Annotated in this window: 13 protein-coding genes; 9 read left to right on the top strand and 4 right to left on the bottom strand. The window is 68.5% G+C overall.

The genetic code is table 11. The features are described 5' to 3' along the window. Positions 1–90: 90 nt before the first annotated feature. The 8 genes from ACFDTH_RS09740 (at position 91) to ACFDTH_RS09705 (ending at position 11,518) form a co-directional block, all read left to right on the top strand. Positions 91–942: a class I SAM-dependent methyltransferase gene (locus ACFDTH_RS09740; RefSeq protein ID WP_375287328.1), complete on the top strand. Its 852-nt coding sequence runs from the start codon at positions 91–93 to the stop codon at positions 940–942. A 94-nt stretch (positions 943–1,036) separates the two neighbouring features. After that, on the top strand, positions 1,037–2,908 hold the full coding sequence (locus tag ACFDTH_RS09735) for a LysR family transcriptional regulator (protein ID WP_375287327.1): 1,872 nt from the start codon (positions 1,037–1,039) through the stop codon (positions 2,906–2,908). Positions 2,909–3,259: 351 nt separating this feature from the next. After that, positions 3,260–5,539 carry a TonB-dependent receptor gene (locus ACFDTH_RS09730; protein WP_375287326.1) on the top strand — a complete coding sequence of 760 codons (2,280 nt, stop codon included), beginning with the start codon at positions 3,260–3,262 and terminating at the stop codon, positions 5,537–5,539. An 84-nt stretch (positions 5,540–5,623) separates the two neighbouring features. Beyond that, positions 5,624–7,432 (top strand): aromatic amino acid ammonia-lyase, encoded by a 1,809-nt coding sequence (locus tag ACFDTH_RS09725; RefSeq protein WP_375287338.1) that lies wholly within the window; start codon positions 5,624–5,626, stop codon positions 7,430–7,432. A 95-nt stretch (positions 7,433–7,527) separates the two neighbouring features. Beyond that, positions 7,528–9,312, top strand: coding sequence for an aromatic amino acid ammonia-lyase (locus ACFDTH_RS09720; RefSeq protein WP_375287325.1), 1,785 nt, complete (start codon positions 7,528–7,530; stop codon positions 9,310–9,312). A 7-nt stretch (positions 9,313–9,319) separates the two neighbouring features. Continuing rightward, positions 9,320–10,321 carry an ornithine cyclodeaminase family protein gene (locus tag ACFDTH_RS09715; RefSeq protein ID WP_375287324.1) on the top strand — a complete coding sequence of 334 codons (1,002 nt, stop codon included), beginning with the start codon at positions 9,320–9,322 and terminating at the stop codon, positions 10,319–10,321. Between the two features lies 1 nt (position 10,322). Then, the gene (locus ACFDTH_RS09710) at positions 10,323–11,126 is read left to right on the top strand and encodes a phosphate/phosphite/phosphonate ABC transporter substrate-binding protein (protein ID WP_375287323.1); all 804 of its coding nucleotides are present in this window, start codon (positions 10,323–10,325) and stop codon (positions 11,124–11,126) included. Positions 11,127–11,146: 20 nt separating this feature from the next. Further along, positions 11,147–11,518, top strand: coding sequence for a cupin domain-containing protein (locus ACFDTH_RS09705; RefSeq protein WP_375287322.1), 372 nt, complete (start codon positions 11,147–11,149; stop codon positions 11,516–11,518). 4 nt (positions 11,519–11,522) lie between these two features. On the opposite strand, the gene ACFDTH_RS09700 is transcribed toward ACFDTH_RS09705, so the two are convergent. From ACFDTH_RS09700 to ACFDTH_RS09690, 3 genes are read right to left on the bottom strand one after another with little or no spacing between them, the layout of a single operon-like run. Then, the gene (locus ACFDTH_RS09700) at positions 11,523–12,587 is read right to left on the bottom strand and encodes a DUF3445 domain-containing protein (protein ID WP_375287321.1); all 1,065 of its coding nucleotides are present in this window, start codon (positions 12,585–12,587) and stop codon (positions 11,523–11,525) included. A gap of 12 nt (positions 12,588–12,599) precedes the next feature. Then, positions 12,600–13,544, bottom strand: a complete 945-nt coding sequence (locus ACFDTH_RS09695; protein WP_375287320.1) for a PDR/VanB family oxidoreductase — start codon at positions 13,542–13,544, stop codon at positions 12,600–12,602. Continuing rightward, positions 13,541–14,128, bottom strand: a complete 588-nt coding sequence (locus ACFDTH_RS09690) for a dimethylamine monooxygenase subunit DmmA family protein (protein ID WP_375287319.1) — start codon at positions 14,126–14,128, stop codon at positions 13,541–13,543. Before ACFDTH_RS09690 ends, ACFDTH_RS09695 begins: the two co-directional genes overlap by 4 nt. 176 nt (positions 14,129–14,304) lie before the next feature. Between ACFDTH_RS09690 and ACFDTH_RS09685 the strand changes: the two genes are divergently transcribed. Next, the gene (locus ACFDTH_RS09685) at positions 14,305–15,438 is read left to right on the top strand and encodes an aminomethyltransferase family protein (protein ID WP_375287318.1); all 1,134 of its coding nucleotides are present in this window, start codon (positions 14,305–14,307) and stop codon (positions 15,436–15,438) included. A gap of 43 nt (positions 15,439–15,481) precedes the next feature. Here ACFDTH_RS09685 and folD read toward each other — a convergent pair whose 3' ends face one another. Beyond that, a complete protein-coding gene (gene folD / locus ACFDTH_RS09680; protein ID WP_375287317.1) occupies positions 15,482–16,330 on the bottom strand; it encodes a bifunctional methylenetetrahydrofolate dehydrogenase/methenyltetrahydrofolate cyclohydrolase FolD in 849 nt (282 codons plus the stop codon). Between the last annotated feature and the right edge of the window lie 57 nt (positions 16,331–16,387).

Here is a 16,387-nt window from a genome sequence, read left to right as displayed (position 1 = left end):
GCCTTATCCAGGGATGCGGAGCGGCATGGCTGGGCAGCGCGGCGGTGAAGCCTACCCTCTGGCGCACCGCAATCGAGAGGATCTCCGCCGATGAGCACCGCACCCGCGATGATGCAGCCCGCCGACTGGAGCGGCACCGCGGGCGCGCGCTGGGCGGAGAATGTCGATCATTTCGAGACGATGCTGGCCCCGCCCGGTGCGGCGCTGCTCGACTGGTGCGGCTTCGCGCCCGGCGAGCGGGTGGTGGAGATCGGTTGCGGCGGCGGCGGGCTGACCCGGGCGATCGCGGCGCGAGTCGCGCCCGGCGGATCGGTGCTCGGGCTCGACATATCCGACGGGCTGGTGGCCTTGGCCGCGGCGCGGGCAGCGGCGGCAGGGATCGACACCGCCGCCTTCCTGGCGGGCGATGCGCAGCGCACGATCCCGCCGCAGGCGCCGTTCGACCGGCTCGTCTCTCGATTCGGGGTGATGTTCTTCGCCGATCCCGCCGCGGCGATGGCGAACCTGCGCGCGATGATCGCGCCGGGCGGGCGGCTGGACTTTGCGGTATGGGCGCCGGCGGAGGTCAATCCGCAGTTCGTGGCGACCGGCATGGTGGCGCGCGAGCACCTGGGGCTGGCGCCCGCCGATCCGCGCGGGCCCGGGCCACTGGCGTTCAGCGACACGGGATATCTGGAAGGGCTGCTGACCGGCGCGGGCTTCACCGAGGTGGCCTTTGGCAGCTGGGAGGGCGCGCTGCCGTTCGCGCCGGCAGGGACGCGGCTGGAGGACGCGGCGGAGCTGATGCTGCGGACCAGCGCGATCGCCGATGCGATGCGCGAGGCGGAGCCTGCCGTGCATGAGGCGGCGCGCGCAGATCTGGTGGCGCGGCTTGCGGATCATCACGGACCGCAGGGTCTGCTGCTTCCGGCACAGGTGCATTTGGTGCGCGCGACCGCCTGACGCGGTTGCGATGCTGCGTCGCAGCAGGGCAGTTGACAGAACGGTTACAAACCCGTCACCTTGATGCTTCCCTTCGCCTAAGCGGGGAGGCGAGATGCTCGATTTCAAGTCGCTGAACTATTTCGTCGTCGCCTGCGAGCACGAGAGCTTGGGTGCTGCGGCGCGGGAATTGGGCATCGCGCCCTCGACGATCAGCGCCAGTCTGAAATCGCTGGAGGCGGCGCTGGGGGTGCCGTTGTTCCGCAAGCAGGGCGCGGGGCTGGCGCTGCAGCCGGTGGCGCACTGGCTTTATCGCGCCGCGACCTCTCTGCTGCTGATCGAGGCGTTCGCGCGGCGGCGGATCGTGGCGCCACCAGAGGCCGCGATCGCGCGGTTGGAGATCAACCTATCGTTGCGTTTCGCCTTCGGGCGGTTCCGCGCCGCGCTGGCCCGGGCGATCGCGATTACTGCCGACGACGAGCCGCTGACGCTGGTCCAGCCGGTCTGGTCGATGGAGGAGGACGCGCCCTTCGCCGATGTCGATGCGGTGCTTGACTTCGCCGAGCGCGGGACGGTGACGATCGAGGCGGTGGCGCGCGGAGCCGATCCGACACTGGGCGAGGTGTTCCTGCGCGAGGACCCGTGGATGCAGGTGCGTCGCCGCTATGCACCTTCGGACCTCGAGATACCCTTCGCCGATCCGGCCGCTCCGGTAGGCCCCGCGATCGTCCCGCGCTTCGCCCCGGCAGTGCTGGAGCAGATCCTGGGCTATGGCAGCACGCAGGGGCTGGAGCTGCAGGTTTCGGGACGGGCGCCGGGGGACTGGCCGCAACTGCTGGACGACACACCCGACCGGACGCTGCTGCTGCCGGCGAGCGCGGTCGGCATGCGCCCCGGCGGATCGCATGCTGAGGCGACGCCGCTCGATCCGCCCGTCGCCAGCACGATGGTGGCGCGGACCGACGGCAGTGCGCTGGCGGTACGCTTCGCCGCGCGGCTGCGCCGGGCGCTGGAGGAGGGGGCGCCGGCGCCGGTGTTGGCGCCGGTCCTGACCGAGCGGCGGCTGCGCTACTTCAATCTGGCATATGAGTCGGGCCGGGTCTCCGCCGCGGCGCGAGTCGCCAGCGTGGCCCAGCCCGCCCTGAGCCAGCAGCTGCTGAAGCTGGAATCGTCGCTGGGCGTGTCGCTGTTCGATCGCAAGTCCTTCGGGCTGATCCGCACGCCGCACAGTGCCGCCTTCGCGGTCTCCACCCGGCTGCTGGAGCGGCGGTTGCGCGAGCTGGAGATCGGCGGCATGGCCGCGTCGATCGGCGACGGCGGACAGCTGAGCCTGGGCGTGCTGCCCTCCGTAAGCCACCAGGGCCATCTGGTGAACCGCATCGCCGATGCGGTGATTGCGCTGCGCCAGCGGCATCCGCGGATGAGCGTCACGATCCGGGAGGCACCGAACGGGACGCTCAAGACCTGGGTGCAGCGCGGGCAGGTGGGGCTGGCGATCGTGGAGACCGCACTGTCGCAGATGCCGCGCCTGCCGCTCGATTCGAGCGACGAGCTGGCGCTGATCGTCGATCCGCGCCACCACCTGTTGCCCCCCGGCCCGGTGCGGCTGGTGGACCTGGCCCGGTTGCCATTGGCCCTGCCGACCGGCCTGTTCGGGCTGCGCCGGCTGCTGGACGATGCCGCGCGCGACAAGGACGTGCAACTGCGCCCGCGCCACGAGATCGACGCGCTGACGCTGCTGATCGCCCTGCTTTCCCGCGAGGCGGTGGCCACGGTGCTGCCCGCCTCTGCGGTGAGCCAGCAACTGCTGGCCGGCGAGCTGGTGGCGCATCCGATCATAGACCCGGTGATCCAGCGGCGGCTGTACGTGATCTATTCCGCCGACCGAAGCCTTGCGCCGGCAGAGCGAGAGCTGGTGCGCCTGCTGCGCGACTCGCTGGGCGCCCGGCCGCCTGCCCCGGCGGAGCCCCTGAAGCTGCACGGATAGGTGTGCGGTTCGACTTATGACCCATCCCGGAAAACGCGCATCTTGCGAGTCTCCGGCCCTCTGGCATGTTTCCCCTCAGGAAAAATAGTTTCGGAGAGGATCGGGCGAGCACGGGGCCGTCCGTAACCGATTTTGGGGGACTTCCGCATGGGCTATGATCGGGTAAGCGCAGGGCGTGTGCGCCGGATGGCGCGGAACTTCCGCATCGCGATGACAGTGACGGCGAGCGGCATGGCCTTGGTAGGGCACCAAGCTGCTGCCGAGGCGGCCGAGCCGCAGGCCCCGATGGTCGAGGCGGCCGCTGCGGCCGAACCCCAGGTCGCTGCGACGGCATCTTCGTTGGATGATCCGATGGCCGACGAAGTGACGGTCACGGCACGCCGCCGCGAGGAGAGCCTGCTCAAGACCCCGGTGTCGATCACCCGGCTGAGCGGCGATGACCTGGTGGAGCAGAACGTGCGCAACTTCGCCGATGTGCGCGGCCGTGTCTCCAACCTGGAGATCGTGGCATTGCTGTCGGGGGGTACCAGCTTCACCATCCGCGGCGTCGGCCAGACCTCCGCGCAGGTGAACTCCGATGCCAAGGCCGGCTTCTACGTCGACGACATGTACGTCGCGCGGCAGGAGGGCAACGACCTCTATTTCTACGACATCGAATCGATCCAGGTGCTCAAGGGCCCGCAGGGCACGCTGTTCGGCAAGAATACCACGGCGGGCGCGGTGCTGCTGACCACCAAGCGGCCCACCGACCAGTTCGAGGGCTATGTCCAGTTGCGCGCCGGCACCTATGCTCGGCTGGAGACCGAGGGCGCGATCAACGTGCCGATCACCGATGGGGTCGCCACGCGCTTCAGCTTCCGTACCCAGCAGATCGACGGCTTTATCGATCACCTCCTCGACGATGGGGAAAGCGGTGACGTGGACAACAAGTCCGCCCGCCTGCAGCTACGCGCCGACAGCGGCGGCTTCCGGCTGGACCTGCTGGGTGAGTACAACACCTCCGGCACCGACGGCGGCGCGACCATCCCGGTGGGCTGCCTGAATACTGCCGCCTATGTGGTCAACTACAACGCGCTGCACAGCGTCCCGTTCTGCACCGCCTATCCGGTGATCGGCGATCCCTATACCGTTTATGGCGGCGCGACGCTGACGCTGCCGACCAGCGCGGTGATCACCGACATAGCAGCGGGCGGCGATGCCGGCGCGCCATTCGTGCGGCAACAGGGGAAGGGGCCTTACAACGACACCGACGTCTATACGATCAACGCACGTGCCTCCTATGACATCAGCGATTCGCTGACGATCAAATCGATCTCCGCGTATCGCCGCAACGACGCGTCCTTCTACACGCCGACGCTGCACGCGCCGAACGACATCTATGCCGAAAACGACCACACAGTCACCGACCAGTTCACCCAGGAATTGAACATCGGCGGCAGCCTGCTGGACGACCGGCTCGATTTCCTGGCCAGCCTGTATTATTTCTACCAGAAGACCAGGTTTCTACAGGATACCGGTCCGGACTGGATCGACCCGCTGGGTTACATCTATGATGGCCGACTGAAGTATCAGAGCTACGCCGCCTATGCGCAAGCCTCGTTCAACTTCACGCCCGAGTTGGAGCTGACCGTCGGCGGCCGTTACACCTATGACGAGAAGGAAGGCTCCAGCTACGTTTTCTACGCGGGCAATGGCGGCACCTATGTTCGCGACGGGGTGACGCTGAGCTGCGGCTATTTCATCGGTGACTTCATCGGCGGGATCGCGAACTGCGGCGGCGCGCCGTTCACCGCGCGGGGCAAGAACAACTGGGACGGGTTCGATCCGAAGTTCCAGCTGTCCTACACCTTTTCGCCCGAATTGTTCGCCTATGCGACCGTGGCCCATGGCTACAATGCCGGTGGCTTCAACCAGCAGATCGGCGCGACTCCGCCGGGTGGCGAATATGCCTCCACCTACAGCCCCGAAAAGCTGTGGTCCTACGAGGGCGGTATCAAGGCCGACCTGTTCGAGCGGCGTCTGCAGGTGAGCCTTTCGGGCTTCTACCAGGATTACAGCGATATCCAGTCGACCGTCCTGGTCGTCGTCGGCGGCATCACTACCCGCCAGTTCGCCACCGCGGCGACCGCGCGGCAGGCGGGCTTCGAGGTGGAGTTCAGCGCACGGCCGACCCCGGATCTGTCGATCCGCGGCAACGCCTCCTATCTGGACCAGAAGTATACCAGCATCACGCCCGGCGCACTGATCGGGCTCGACACGCCGGTAAATTCTGCGCCGAAATACCAGTTCAGCGGTGCGATCAGCTACGACTTCCATGTGGGCGGCGAAGGCCTCCTGACCCCGACGGTCGACGTGCGCGGCATCGGGAAGAAGCCCGCCTGCTATACCGCAGGCAGCGCCACCGTGCCGCAGATCTCCACCTGCGACCTGCCGGCCTATGCGCTGGTCGGCGCGCGGCTGAACTACACGCCCTCGCCGGACAGCCCGTGGTCGATCTCCGCCTGGGGCACCAATCTGCTCGACAAGGTGACCCAACTGGGCCGGACCGGATATACCGGCGGCATGGGCGTGGATCGCTACACGCCGGGCCGGCCGCTGGAGGCCGGCGTGGAACTGCGGGTCCGGTTCTGATCCTCCTGCGGGCGCCCGTCCAACGGGCGCCCGTTTTTCTTTTTTGTCGCTACAGCAGAAAGGGCGCAGATGCGGTTGAGCAGCATGTTTCTAGCGGCGGTGGGGTCGCTGGCTCTGGTGGCGGCGGCGCCGGCGATGGCGGGCACAAGCGATGCGGAGGGGCCGCTGGCCTATACGCCGATCACCTGGGACGGCACCAGCGAGACGATCACGCTGACCGGTCGCGACCTGACACTGGAACAGCTGATGCGGATCGCGCGGCACGGCGCGAAGATCAGGCTTTCGCCGGAGGCGAAGCAGCGCTCCGCCGACGCGTACGGCCTGCTGCTCCAGGCCGCCGCCGAGGGGGTGAGCGTCTACTGGTTCAATCGCGGGGCGGGATCGCAGCGGGAGACGGTGATCTTCTCGGGCGACCCGACCACGCCGGAGAATACCGCGCTGCTGAAGGCGCGTCAGATGGCCAGCTTCGCGCGCGGCGAGGGCGCCTCCTACGACCCCGAGGTGGATCGCGAGGATATTGTGCGCGCGATGATGGCGATCCGAGCCAACGCGATGACCTATGAGGCGGCGAGCCCCGCGCTGACCCAGATGCTGACCGACATGATCAACGCCGGCATTACCCCCGTGATCGGCAGCGCAGGCACGTTGGGCGAGGGTGACCTGGCCCAGCTGGCCGATGTGGGCCGGGCGATGGTGGGCAAGGGCTTCGTCTATTACAAGGGCAGACGGATGCCCGCGGCGGATGCGCTGGCGGCGGCCGGGCTGAAGCCGCTGGAGCCGTTCGGCGCGGATGACGCCGCACTGGTCAGCACGAACGCCTTCTTCACCGCCCAGGCCGCGCTGGTGGTGGAGGATACCCGCAACCTGCTGGAATGGATGGACATCGATACCGCGATGGCGCTGCTGGGCATGAACTCCAGCGTCACCCCGATCTCGATGCCGGTGCAGACCAACCGTCCCTATCCCTGGCTCAACTGGGACGCGGCGCGCGTGCTGGACATGGTGCGCGGCAGTTACCTGCTCGACGCCGACCCCAAGCGGATCATCCAGGATCCGGAGAGCCTGCGTGCGACCACCCAGCGCACCGGATCGGCGTGGCAATCCTGGGCGCAGGTACGCGACAGCGTGCTGATCGCGATCAATTCCTCCGATCACAATCCGGCAGTGCGTCCGGGCCTGAAGCCCAGTGACAGCTGGGAACTCTCGACCCCGCAGATGATGAAGTTCTACATCAAGGGCGGCAAGCTGAGCGGGGGCAAAAGCGGGTACATCTTCTCCAACGCCAACTGGGATCCCTATCCGCTGGCCAACCAGGTGGAGGGGCTGACCATCGCCATCGCCAACATGGGCGTGGTGCTGGTGCAGCGGATCGAGCGCTTCACCAATCCCTTCTTCACCGCGATCGAGCCCTCCGACGTGATGACGCCCGAACAGGTGGCGGCACTGCCGTTCGCAGGTGGATATCTGCCCGCGGATCTGTGGATCGAGATCACCGGGCTGATCAATCCGGTGGTGCCGCAGGGCCAGCCGATCGTGGCGACGGTGGAGGATCTGCAGGCCGAGACGCGGCTGAAGGTGAAGCGGGCGCGCCAGGCGGTGGACCTTACCGGGCACCTGTTGGCGCAGGACCTGATCGTCTCCAGCAACTGGATGGAGGTGCGAAAGGCACAGGATCCGAAGCGGTCATTCGGCACTGTTCCGACCGCCGCGCTGGCGGGGCTCCGGACCGCCGCGCCGCTTGCCTCGGGGCCGCTGGGCCGCGCTGGCGGCCGTGGTGCCGCGGCGGGACGCGCGGTCTACCGCTACATCACGGCGACTCCCGCGCGGCAGTTCTATCCCGCCGGGCCCAAGATGCCCGAGACGTTGGCGCTGCCGGTGGCGCAGGGCCAGTGAGGCGGGCGGGCGCTGCTCTCGCGCCTCTCATGGCCGCCGGGCTGATGTGTCCGGCACCGATTGCGGCGCAAACCTCCGCCCCGGTGGAGGCTCGCGTGGCGGTGCCGTATCAGCCGATTATGGCAAGCCAGGCGGCGAGGACCGTTACGCTGACGGGGCATGACCTGACCATCGAAGACCTGGTCGCCATCGCGCGGCACGGCGCGAAGGTCACGATCGCCGATACGCTGCGCGACGGGGCCGCCGCGTCCTATGGCCTGCTCCTCCAGGCGCAGGCGGAGGGCGTGCCGGTCTATCTCTTCAACCGGCGGCCCGGATCGGGGCGCGAGGAGGTATCGCTGACCGGGGCGCCGGGATCGGCAAGCTACGAGGCGGAGATCGCGCGACGTTATGCCGCCCGGCCGTCGAACGGGCTGCCGTTCGGGTTCGGGGCCGACATTCCCGAGGAGGAGGTGGGCCGCGCGATGCTGGCGGTCGACCTCAACAACATGCGTTACCTGGCGGCGAGCCCCGCTTTCGTGGAGGGAATCGCAGCGCTGCTCAACGCCGGGGTGACGCCCGCGGTCTACTGGCGCGGGGCGATCGGCGAGGCGGATTTCGTGCCGACCGGCCAGACGCTCCAGGGCCATGGCTTCGCTTATTACAAGGGCCGCAGGATGCAGGCCGCGGCGGCGCTGCGAGCGGCCGGGCTGAGGCCGGTGCAGCTCTCGGGCGGGGACGGCGCGCTCGTCACCACCAGCGCGCTGACCGCGGGCTTCGCCGCACTCCTGGTGCATGACCTGCACCAGACGTTGCAGTGGCACGACCTGATCTGGGCGATGGACCTGGCCGCGATGAACGGCAGCATCGGCCCGATTACCATGCCGGTTCAGTCGGTCCGGCCGTTCGCCTGGCCGAACTACGCCGCCCGGCGGGCGCTGGAGATGCTGCGCGGCAGCTATGTCTTCAATGGCGAGCCCAGGATCATCCAGGACCCCGAGAGCCTGCGCGCGACCGTGTGGCGCGTCGGCAGCTTGTGGGAAAGCTGGGCGAAGCTTCGCGATACCGTGCTGGTCCAGCTCAACTCGACCGACCACAATCCCACCGTCAGGCCCGGGATCGACCCCGGTGACAGCTGGGAACTCTCCACGCCGCAGATGATGAAATATCACGTGAAGGGCGGCACGTGGAGCAAGGGGGTGGGCGGCTATGTCCTCTCCAACGCCAATTGGGACCCGCACCCGTTGGTCGATACCGTGGAACAGGTGACAATCCCGCTCGCCAGCCTGATGGTGGCGGTGGTGGAGCGGATCCACCGTTTCGAGGACGCCTTCTTCACCGGGGTGGACGCGAAGGACTTCCTGGCCAAACATGGCGGCGGTGCCGGATCGGTTAACGGCGGGGGCGGGGGCGCGATCGCCGATGCGCTTTGGCAGGAGCTGAAGCCGCTCGCAAACCCCGTCTCCCCCGATGGCGTGACCGCGGACCGCGGGGTGGGGGACCTGGACGCGGTGCCGATGCTGAAGCTGATGCGGCTGCGCCAGGCGATGCATGTCGCGCAGGACATATTGGGGCAGGACATGCTCAACGCCGCCTATTGGCTGGACATCCGCGCGCTGGAGAAGCCGGATCGGGACTTCGGCAGCGTGGTGACGCCGCTGTGGAAGCGGCTGCGCGCCGAGGTGCCGTTCCGCCAGCCCTCCGCCGGATCGCAGATTGCGGTGGCGCGGACGGGGGAGGCGGAGCCGGAAGCCAAGCCGATGGCGGACATGCCCGGCAACCTGGCCTCGCGCATGATCCGCGATACCGCGCCGACCCGTTTCTATGCCGATACCGCGGTGCCGATGCCGGGCGGCACGCCCACGATCCCGCGTGCCGAGCCGGTTCGCGCCAAGCGCTAGCGGTCCGATGCCCCCGATCTACATCGACTATCTCAACCGGCTGGACGTCGAGGCGCTGGCGCTGACCGACGACGAAATCCTGACCGCGATCGAGGCGAGCCTAGCGGCACAAGGGCGGGGCGAGACGGTGATCGAGCCGCGCGTCCACCTCCAGCCCGGCGTCGCCAACGGCCATTTCAACGTGCTGCGCGGCGCGATGGCCGGGGAGATCGATTCCGCCGGGGTGAAGGTGGTCGGCGATTTCGTCGAAAACTACACCCTGGGCCTGACCTCCGAACTGGCGATCCTGCTGCTGTTCGATCCGCGTACCGGCGTGCCGCGCGCGATGCTGGATGCCAGCGGGATCACCGACATGCGCACCGGCGCGGTCACCGCGGTCGGCGCCAAGTATCTCGCGCGGCCGGGATCGAAGGTGCTGGGACATATCGGCGCGCGCGGCACTGCCTATTGGAACGTGCGGCTGCTGGACCGCCTGTTCGATTTCGACGAGATTCGCGTCCATTCCCGCCGGCCCGAAAGCCGCGACGGCTTCGCCCGGCGGCTGGAGCGGGACCTGGGCAAGCCGGTGATCGCCACCGCGGACTGGGAAGGCTGCGTGCGCGATGCGGACATCGTGGTCGAGGCCTCTCGGCTCAATGCGCCGACCCCGCTGCTCAGGACTGAATGGATCAGCCCGGGCGCTTTCGTCGTCCCGTATGGCACGATGAGCGCGGTGGAGCTGTCGCTGACCGACGTCATGGACAAGATGGTGGTCGACGATTGGGGCCAGTGCCGGGGCGGCCCGTTCGGCAGCCTGCGTGCGCATGTCGAGACCGGGCGGCTGAGCGAGGCGACATTGCATGCCGAGCTGGGCCAGATCGTCGCCGGGGTGAAGCCAGGGCGCGAAAGCGGCAACGAGACCAACCTCTTCTGGCATCGCGGCCTTTCGCTTTCAGACATCGCGCTGGGCCATGCGATGCTGGAGAAGGCGAAGGCGATGGGGATCTGCCAGCGGCTGCGCTTCGGCTGAGATGGCGCGGCCCGGCGCCCCGCTGATCGCGAATGCGCGCATGTACGCGGTGAACCCTGCGGCGGCCGAGGCATGGCGCGCGCTGTTCCGATGGCTCGCGCGGGAAAGCGGCGTGGCGCTGGCGGTGATCGACCATGCGTTTCCGGCGCCGCTGGCGGACCTGTGGACGCGGCCGGACCTGGGCTGCGGCTTCGTGTGCGGCCTGCCGTTCCAGCTTCACCATCGCGCGCTGCAACCAATCGCGGCGCCGGTGCCGGCGGCAGGCCCGATCGAGGGTGCGCCCTGTTACGCAACGCTGCTGCTGGTGCGGCGCGAGCATCCGGCGACCGGGCTGGCGGACACGTTCGGCGAGCGGATCGGCTATACTGTCGTGGACTCGCAGAGCGGGCTGGCGGCGGTGCGGCACCATCTGCTGCGCCATCGCGGCGACGCTCCATTGTATCGCGAGACCGTCGGGCCTCTGACCACGCCGCGGCGGGTGGTGCAGGCGCTGCTGGCCGGCGACATCGATGTCGGTCCCCTCGACAGCTTCGCCTGGGCGCTGATGGTGCGCCACGAACCCACGCTGGGCGTGGCGCTGCGGGTGATCGACACCACCGATCCCACGCCGATGCCGTTCCTCGCGGCCGCGCCCGTCGTGGACCCGGCGATCGTGGAGCGGCTGCGTTCCACGCTGCTGCGCTTCGATGACGCCGTGCGGGCCGACGCGCTGTGCGTCACCGGTTTCGCGCCCGTCGACGTGCAGACCTATGCGGTGATCGCGCAACGCTGGGCCGAGGCGCGCGACGCCGGCCCACCCCTTTGACCCCAGACGGAGACCCGACCATGGCGCAGCAGCTCTTCTTCATCGACCCGGCCGGCAGCAACAGCGGCTCCGAAGTGCGTGGCCCGGCCACGCTGGGCCGGATCGTCGCGGGCGAGTGTGAGCAGGTGCTCGACGTGTTCTTCGCGGGCGAGGCGGGGTTCATCGCGGGCGTGTGGCGCTGCACGCCCGGCACGATGGAGCTGACCGACTATCCCTTCGACGAAATGGCAGTGGTGATCGAGGGGCGGATCGAGGTGACCGACGCCGATACGGGCGAGACGAAGGCGTTCGGACCGGGCGAGGCGCTGGCGATCAGCCGCGGGTTCCGGGGGACGTGGCACATGCCCGAGGCGGTGCTGAAGCGGTTCGCGGCGCAGCTGCCGCAGGGTTAAGCGGTCACGCCCGCTCCAGCCAATCCACATCGGGCGCGATCCCCGGCGAGGTCTCCGCCCCGTCGTCGAACCGTGCCAGCCAGTCGACCGCGGTCTGGCGGTAGCGGGTGAGACCCTTGTAGCCTTCCAGATCGGAATGCAGGCCGCGCAGCACGCGATGCAGGCGGCGGCCCCATTTGGGCACGCGCGCCAGTTCCTCGATGCTGGCGAGGTAGCAGCGCACGCCGAACAACACCGCGTTGGAGCGTGGCAGGCGAAACAATGTCTGGAGTTCCACGCGGAGGTACAGCTTGCCGCCGACGTTCTCGGGCGTGACCGTCGTCCGGTCCGGGCCCCAGATGGGATAATTCTCCGGCGAGGTATCGAGGCGGGGGTTCACCGTCATCGTCCAGTTCAGCCGCCGCACCGGCTTGCCATGCTGGATGCGCATGATGAACTGAAGCGCGCGATCGAACACGCCCATGTCGTGCGCCAGCGGCACCGGCCCATGCCATTCGTGGAACGTCATGCCGACGTTGAACTCCAGCGACCAGTCCGCCTGCGTCGTCACCATGCCGCCATCGACGTAGATGTTGTCGTTGCGCTGGTCCTGCAGGGTGAAATCCCCTTGCGCCTGACGGGTGATATACTCGAACGGCGGGCAGGGCAGGCTGGCGACCTCTCCGAAGGTGAAGCGCTGGTCGATGCCGAGCGGCCGGTTGATCCAGTGCCAGGCGCGACCGTCGCGCTCCAGCGTGAAATGCGCAGGGTAATCGCGCGCCAGGCTCTCCATGATGAGCTCCAGCGTGTCCCATTGCGCGGGCATCATGTGCGGCAGGACGATGCAGCGATTGGGGTCCTGCGCCAGCACCAGCGCGCGTTCGCGACATTCGGCGACATAATGCTCGTCCACATCGAAGGCGGCATCGAACACGCCGCCGTCGCCGCGCGGGACGTGCGGCTCGATGTTCACCGAGTACATGTAGCTGTCCTCGACGAACGGGAACGGGAAGCGCAGGATCGCCGCCTCGCTGTTCGAATAGCGGAAATCGTCGCGGAAGGTCTCGTCCGTCTTGAACTGAAGGGTCATCGCGCGCTCCGATCAGAGATCAAGGGTCAGGATAGGGGTGCGACTGCGTGACACGCAGGGCATGACGAGCGTGCCCGACGCCTTCTCCGCCTGGCTGAGGAAATGGTCGCGATGGTCCGGGGTTCCGTCGATCACGCCGGTCACGCATTCACCGCACGCGCCGCCTCGACACAGCGAGCGCACGGGAGCGCCCGCCTGTTCCAGCGCCTCCAGCATGGTCTGGTCGCCGCGCACTGCGATCTCGGCACCGCTGCGGGCCAGGCGCAACGTGAAGGGCTCGCCACCCGCCGCCCCGAAGTTCTCGGACTGGACCCGGCCGGCGGGCCAGCCCAGCTCGGCGGCGGCGGCGTGGACCGCGGCCATCATCGCCTCCGGCCCGCAGGTATAAGCCTGGGTGCCCAGGGGCTGGGCCGCGAGCAGCGCGCGGATCGGCCGGGCATCGCGCGCGGGATGGAGGTGGATGTTGCCGCCCGCGTCGCGCAGCAGCGCTTCGAACACAGGCAACTCCTCGCGCCGCGCATAGACGTGTAGCTCATGCCAGGCGCCGCGCTCGCGCAGCACCGGCAGGAAGGACAGGAAGGGCGTGATGCCGATCCCGCCCGCGATCAGCAGGTGCTTGCGGGCACGCGCCTGGATCGGGAAGAAGCTGTTCGGCGCGGCGGCACGCACGGTATCGCCCGGCGCCAGCGCCTCGTGAATGAACGCCGATCCGCCACGCGACCGCTCCGCCCTGCGCACGATGATGTCGTAGCGCGATCGCTCGTCCAGCGAGGAGGTGAGCGAATAGGAATTGCGGAACACCCGGTCGCCGCCGGACAGCGTCAGCGGCAGGTGCGCGCCGGGCAGCGCGAGCGGCAGCTGCCCGCCGTCCGCGGGCTCCAGCACGACGCGTCGCAACGAGCCCGAAAGTGGCTCCAGCGCCCGCACGCGCAGGATGATCGCGCCGGTGCCGGTCATGGATAGAGGATCTCCCGCTCGGGCAGGTCGCCCGGCACTTCTGCATCGACCTGCACCCCGGCGAAGGCGTTGAGCCGGCGCGAGAAATGATCGCGCACGAACAGATGGGCACCGCACCCGGCGCAGGCGACGATATTGGTCGTCACGCCCTGGGTGATCGTGCGGCAGTGATTGCAGAATACCCGGCGGGCGGCGCTGCCGTGCGCGAACAGACGCACCTCCGCAGGAGACATCCCCGCCGCATCGGCGACGGCGTTCACCTCCCACAGGAAAGGCTCGCGGCCGATGGCGTAGAGGCGCAATCCCATCGTCTCGCGGGCGAGCCGGTGGCGCAATGCGATCAGCAGATGCTGCGCGGCACGAAACGCCTGGTCGGTGGCCGGCGTCGGGGAGGGGATCGCGCGGCTGTGCGCGGCGACGAACCAGCGTTCGTCATAGTCGCACGGATCGTCCGCCATCGCCCCGTCCGGCAGCTGCGGAAGATCGGCGAGTAGCAGATGCAGCCGCCCCGCCGGATCGCGGCGGATCGGCGAATAGAGGGGACGGCTCTTGATGCCCTGATCGATCATGCGCCCGTTCGTCATTGGTCGCCGGTCTCGAACGAGCGGCCTAGTGCAACTTTCCTGTGAAGAAACTTGTTTGTCAATAACCGCTGCGCTACGCCTTTGGCCTTCCCGATGGCCCGATGCCGTCGGCGGGCTCCGCGGGGCTTTCGTCCCCGGGGCCGGGCCGCACGCATCCAACCGAAAGCGCAGATTTCATGGCGAATTCCTGGCGTACCACCGCGCTTGCAGACCGGCACCGCGCGCTCGGCTCGAACCTCGAGGACTGGATCGGCATGCCGACGCCGTGGACCTACGACCACGACCCGGCCGAGGACCATGTCGCGATCCGCACCCGCGCCGGGCTGATGGACGTCTCCGGCCTGCGCAAGCTGCACCTTGTGGGCCCGCACGCCACCGCGATCCTCGACCATGCCACCACCCGCAACGTCGAGAAGATTCTGCCGGGCAGCTGCGCCTATTGCTGCTTCCTGAGCGAGGAGGGGACGTTCATCGACGACGGAATCCTCTATCGCAAGGGGCCCAACGACTGGTTCGTGGTCCACGGCGGCGGCAGCGCGCACGACGTGCTGGCGCCCGCAGTGGTGGGGCGCAACGCCGCGATGGTCTTCGACGACGACATCCACGACATCTCGCTGCAGGGGCCGCTAGCGGTGGATTTCCTGGCGAAGCACGTGCCGGGCATCCGCGACCTCAAGTATTTCGGCCATGTCTCCACCACGCTGTTCGGCAAGGCGGTGATGATCTCGCGCACCGGTTACACCGGCGAGCGCGGATACGAGATCTTCGCGCGGGGGCGCGACGTGGGGGCGATCTGGGACCGGATCGTGAGCGAGGGGGCGGAGATGGGCATCGTGCCCGCCGCGTTCAGCGCGCTGGATGCGCTGCGGGTCGAAAGTTATTTGCTGTTCTTCCCGTTCGACAACTCGCAGGTCTATCCGTTCCCGCAGGGGCCGCAGGGCGACACCTTGTGGGAACTGGGGCTCGACTTCACGGTGAGCCCCGGCAAGACGGGCTTCCGCGGCGCGGAGGCGCATTATCGCGCGAAGGGCCAGGAGCGCTTCAAGATCTTCGGAGTCGAGGTGGAGGCGGACAAGGCCGCCGCCAATGGCGATCCGCTGTTCGATGGCGAGCGGCAGGTGGGCGTGGTGACGCAGGGCATGTATTCCACGCTGACTAACCGCTCGCTGGCGCTGGCTCGGCTCGACGTGGACAAGGCCGTGGCAGGCACGCCGCTGGAGCTGCGCGGTGCCGAGATGACCGCGAAGGCGGTGGCGGCGACGCTGCCGTTCGACGATCCGGACAAGACCAAGCGGATGGCGAAGGGATGATCCGCCCGGTCACCCCGGGGCGGCGCCCCGGGGCGACATCCGATCAGCCCCGCCGAGCGATCGCGGCGCGCAGGGTGTTGCGCAGCAGGCAGGCGATGGTCATTGGGCCCACGCCGCCGGGGACCGGGGTGATCGCGCCCGCCACCGTCGCCGCCTCGTCATAAGCGACGTCGCCCACCAGCCGCGCCTTGCCCTCGCCCGCGTCCACGCGGTTGATGCCCACGTCGATCACGAGCGCACCGGGCTTGATCCAGTCGCCGCGGATCATCTCCGGCCTACCGACCGCGGCGACCAGCACGTCCGCGCCGCGCACCACCGCCGCCAGATCCTTCGTGCGCGAATGGGCGATGGTGACGGTACAGTTCGCAGCCAGCAGCAGCTGCGCCATCGGCTTGCCGACGATGTTCGACCGGCCGACGATCACCGCGTTCAGCCCGTCCAGCTGCGGCTGAACAGACCGGATCAGCGCCATCGCGCCGTCTGGGGTGCAGGGCACGATCCCGCCGGTGCCGGTGGCGACCAGCCCGACATTGACCGGGTGGAAGCCGTCGACGTCCTTCGCCGGGTCGATCGCGCGCAGCACCCGCTCGGCATCGATCTGCGCGGGAAGGGGGAGCTGGACGAGGATGCCGTCCACCGCATCGTCCGCGTTGAGCTGCGCGACCAGCGCCATCAGCGTCGCTTCGTCGATATCGGCGGGCAGGCGATGCTCGAAGCTGGCCATGCCCGCCTCCACCGTCTGCTTCGCCTTGGAGCGGACATAGACCTGGCTGGCGGGATCCGCCCCTACCAGTACCACCGCCAGGCCGGGGACGAACGATAGCGCCGCCACTTCGGCCGCCACCTCGGCGCGGATCGCCGCCGCCGCTGCCTTTCCGTCGATCACTTTCATCGCCTCAGTCCCGGAACACGACGGTCTTGTGGCCATTGGCCAGCGCGCGTCCTTCGA

Origin of the sequence: Sphingomonas sp. (assembly GCF_042096255.1) — a bacterium.
GTDB lineage: Bacteria > Pseudomonadota > Alphaproteobacteria > Sphingomonadales > Sphingomonadaceae > Sphingomonas.
Note: the sequence above shows the minus strand (reverse complement) of the source record. Positions and strands in the feature narration are given on the sequence as shown.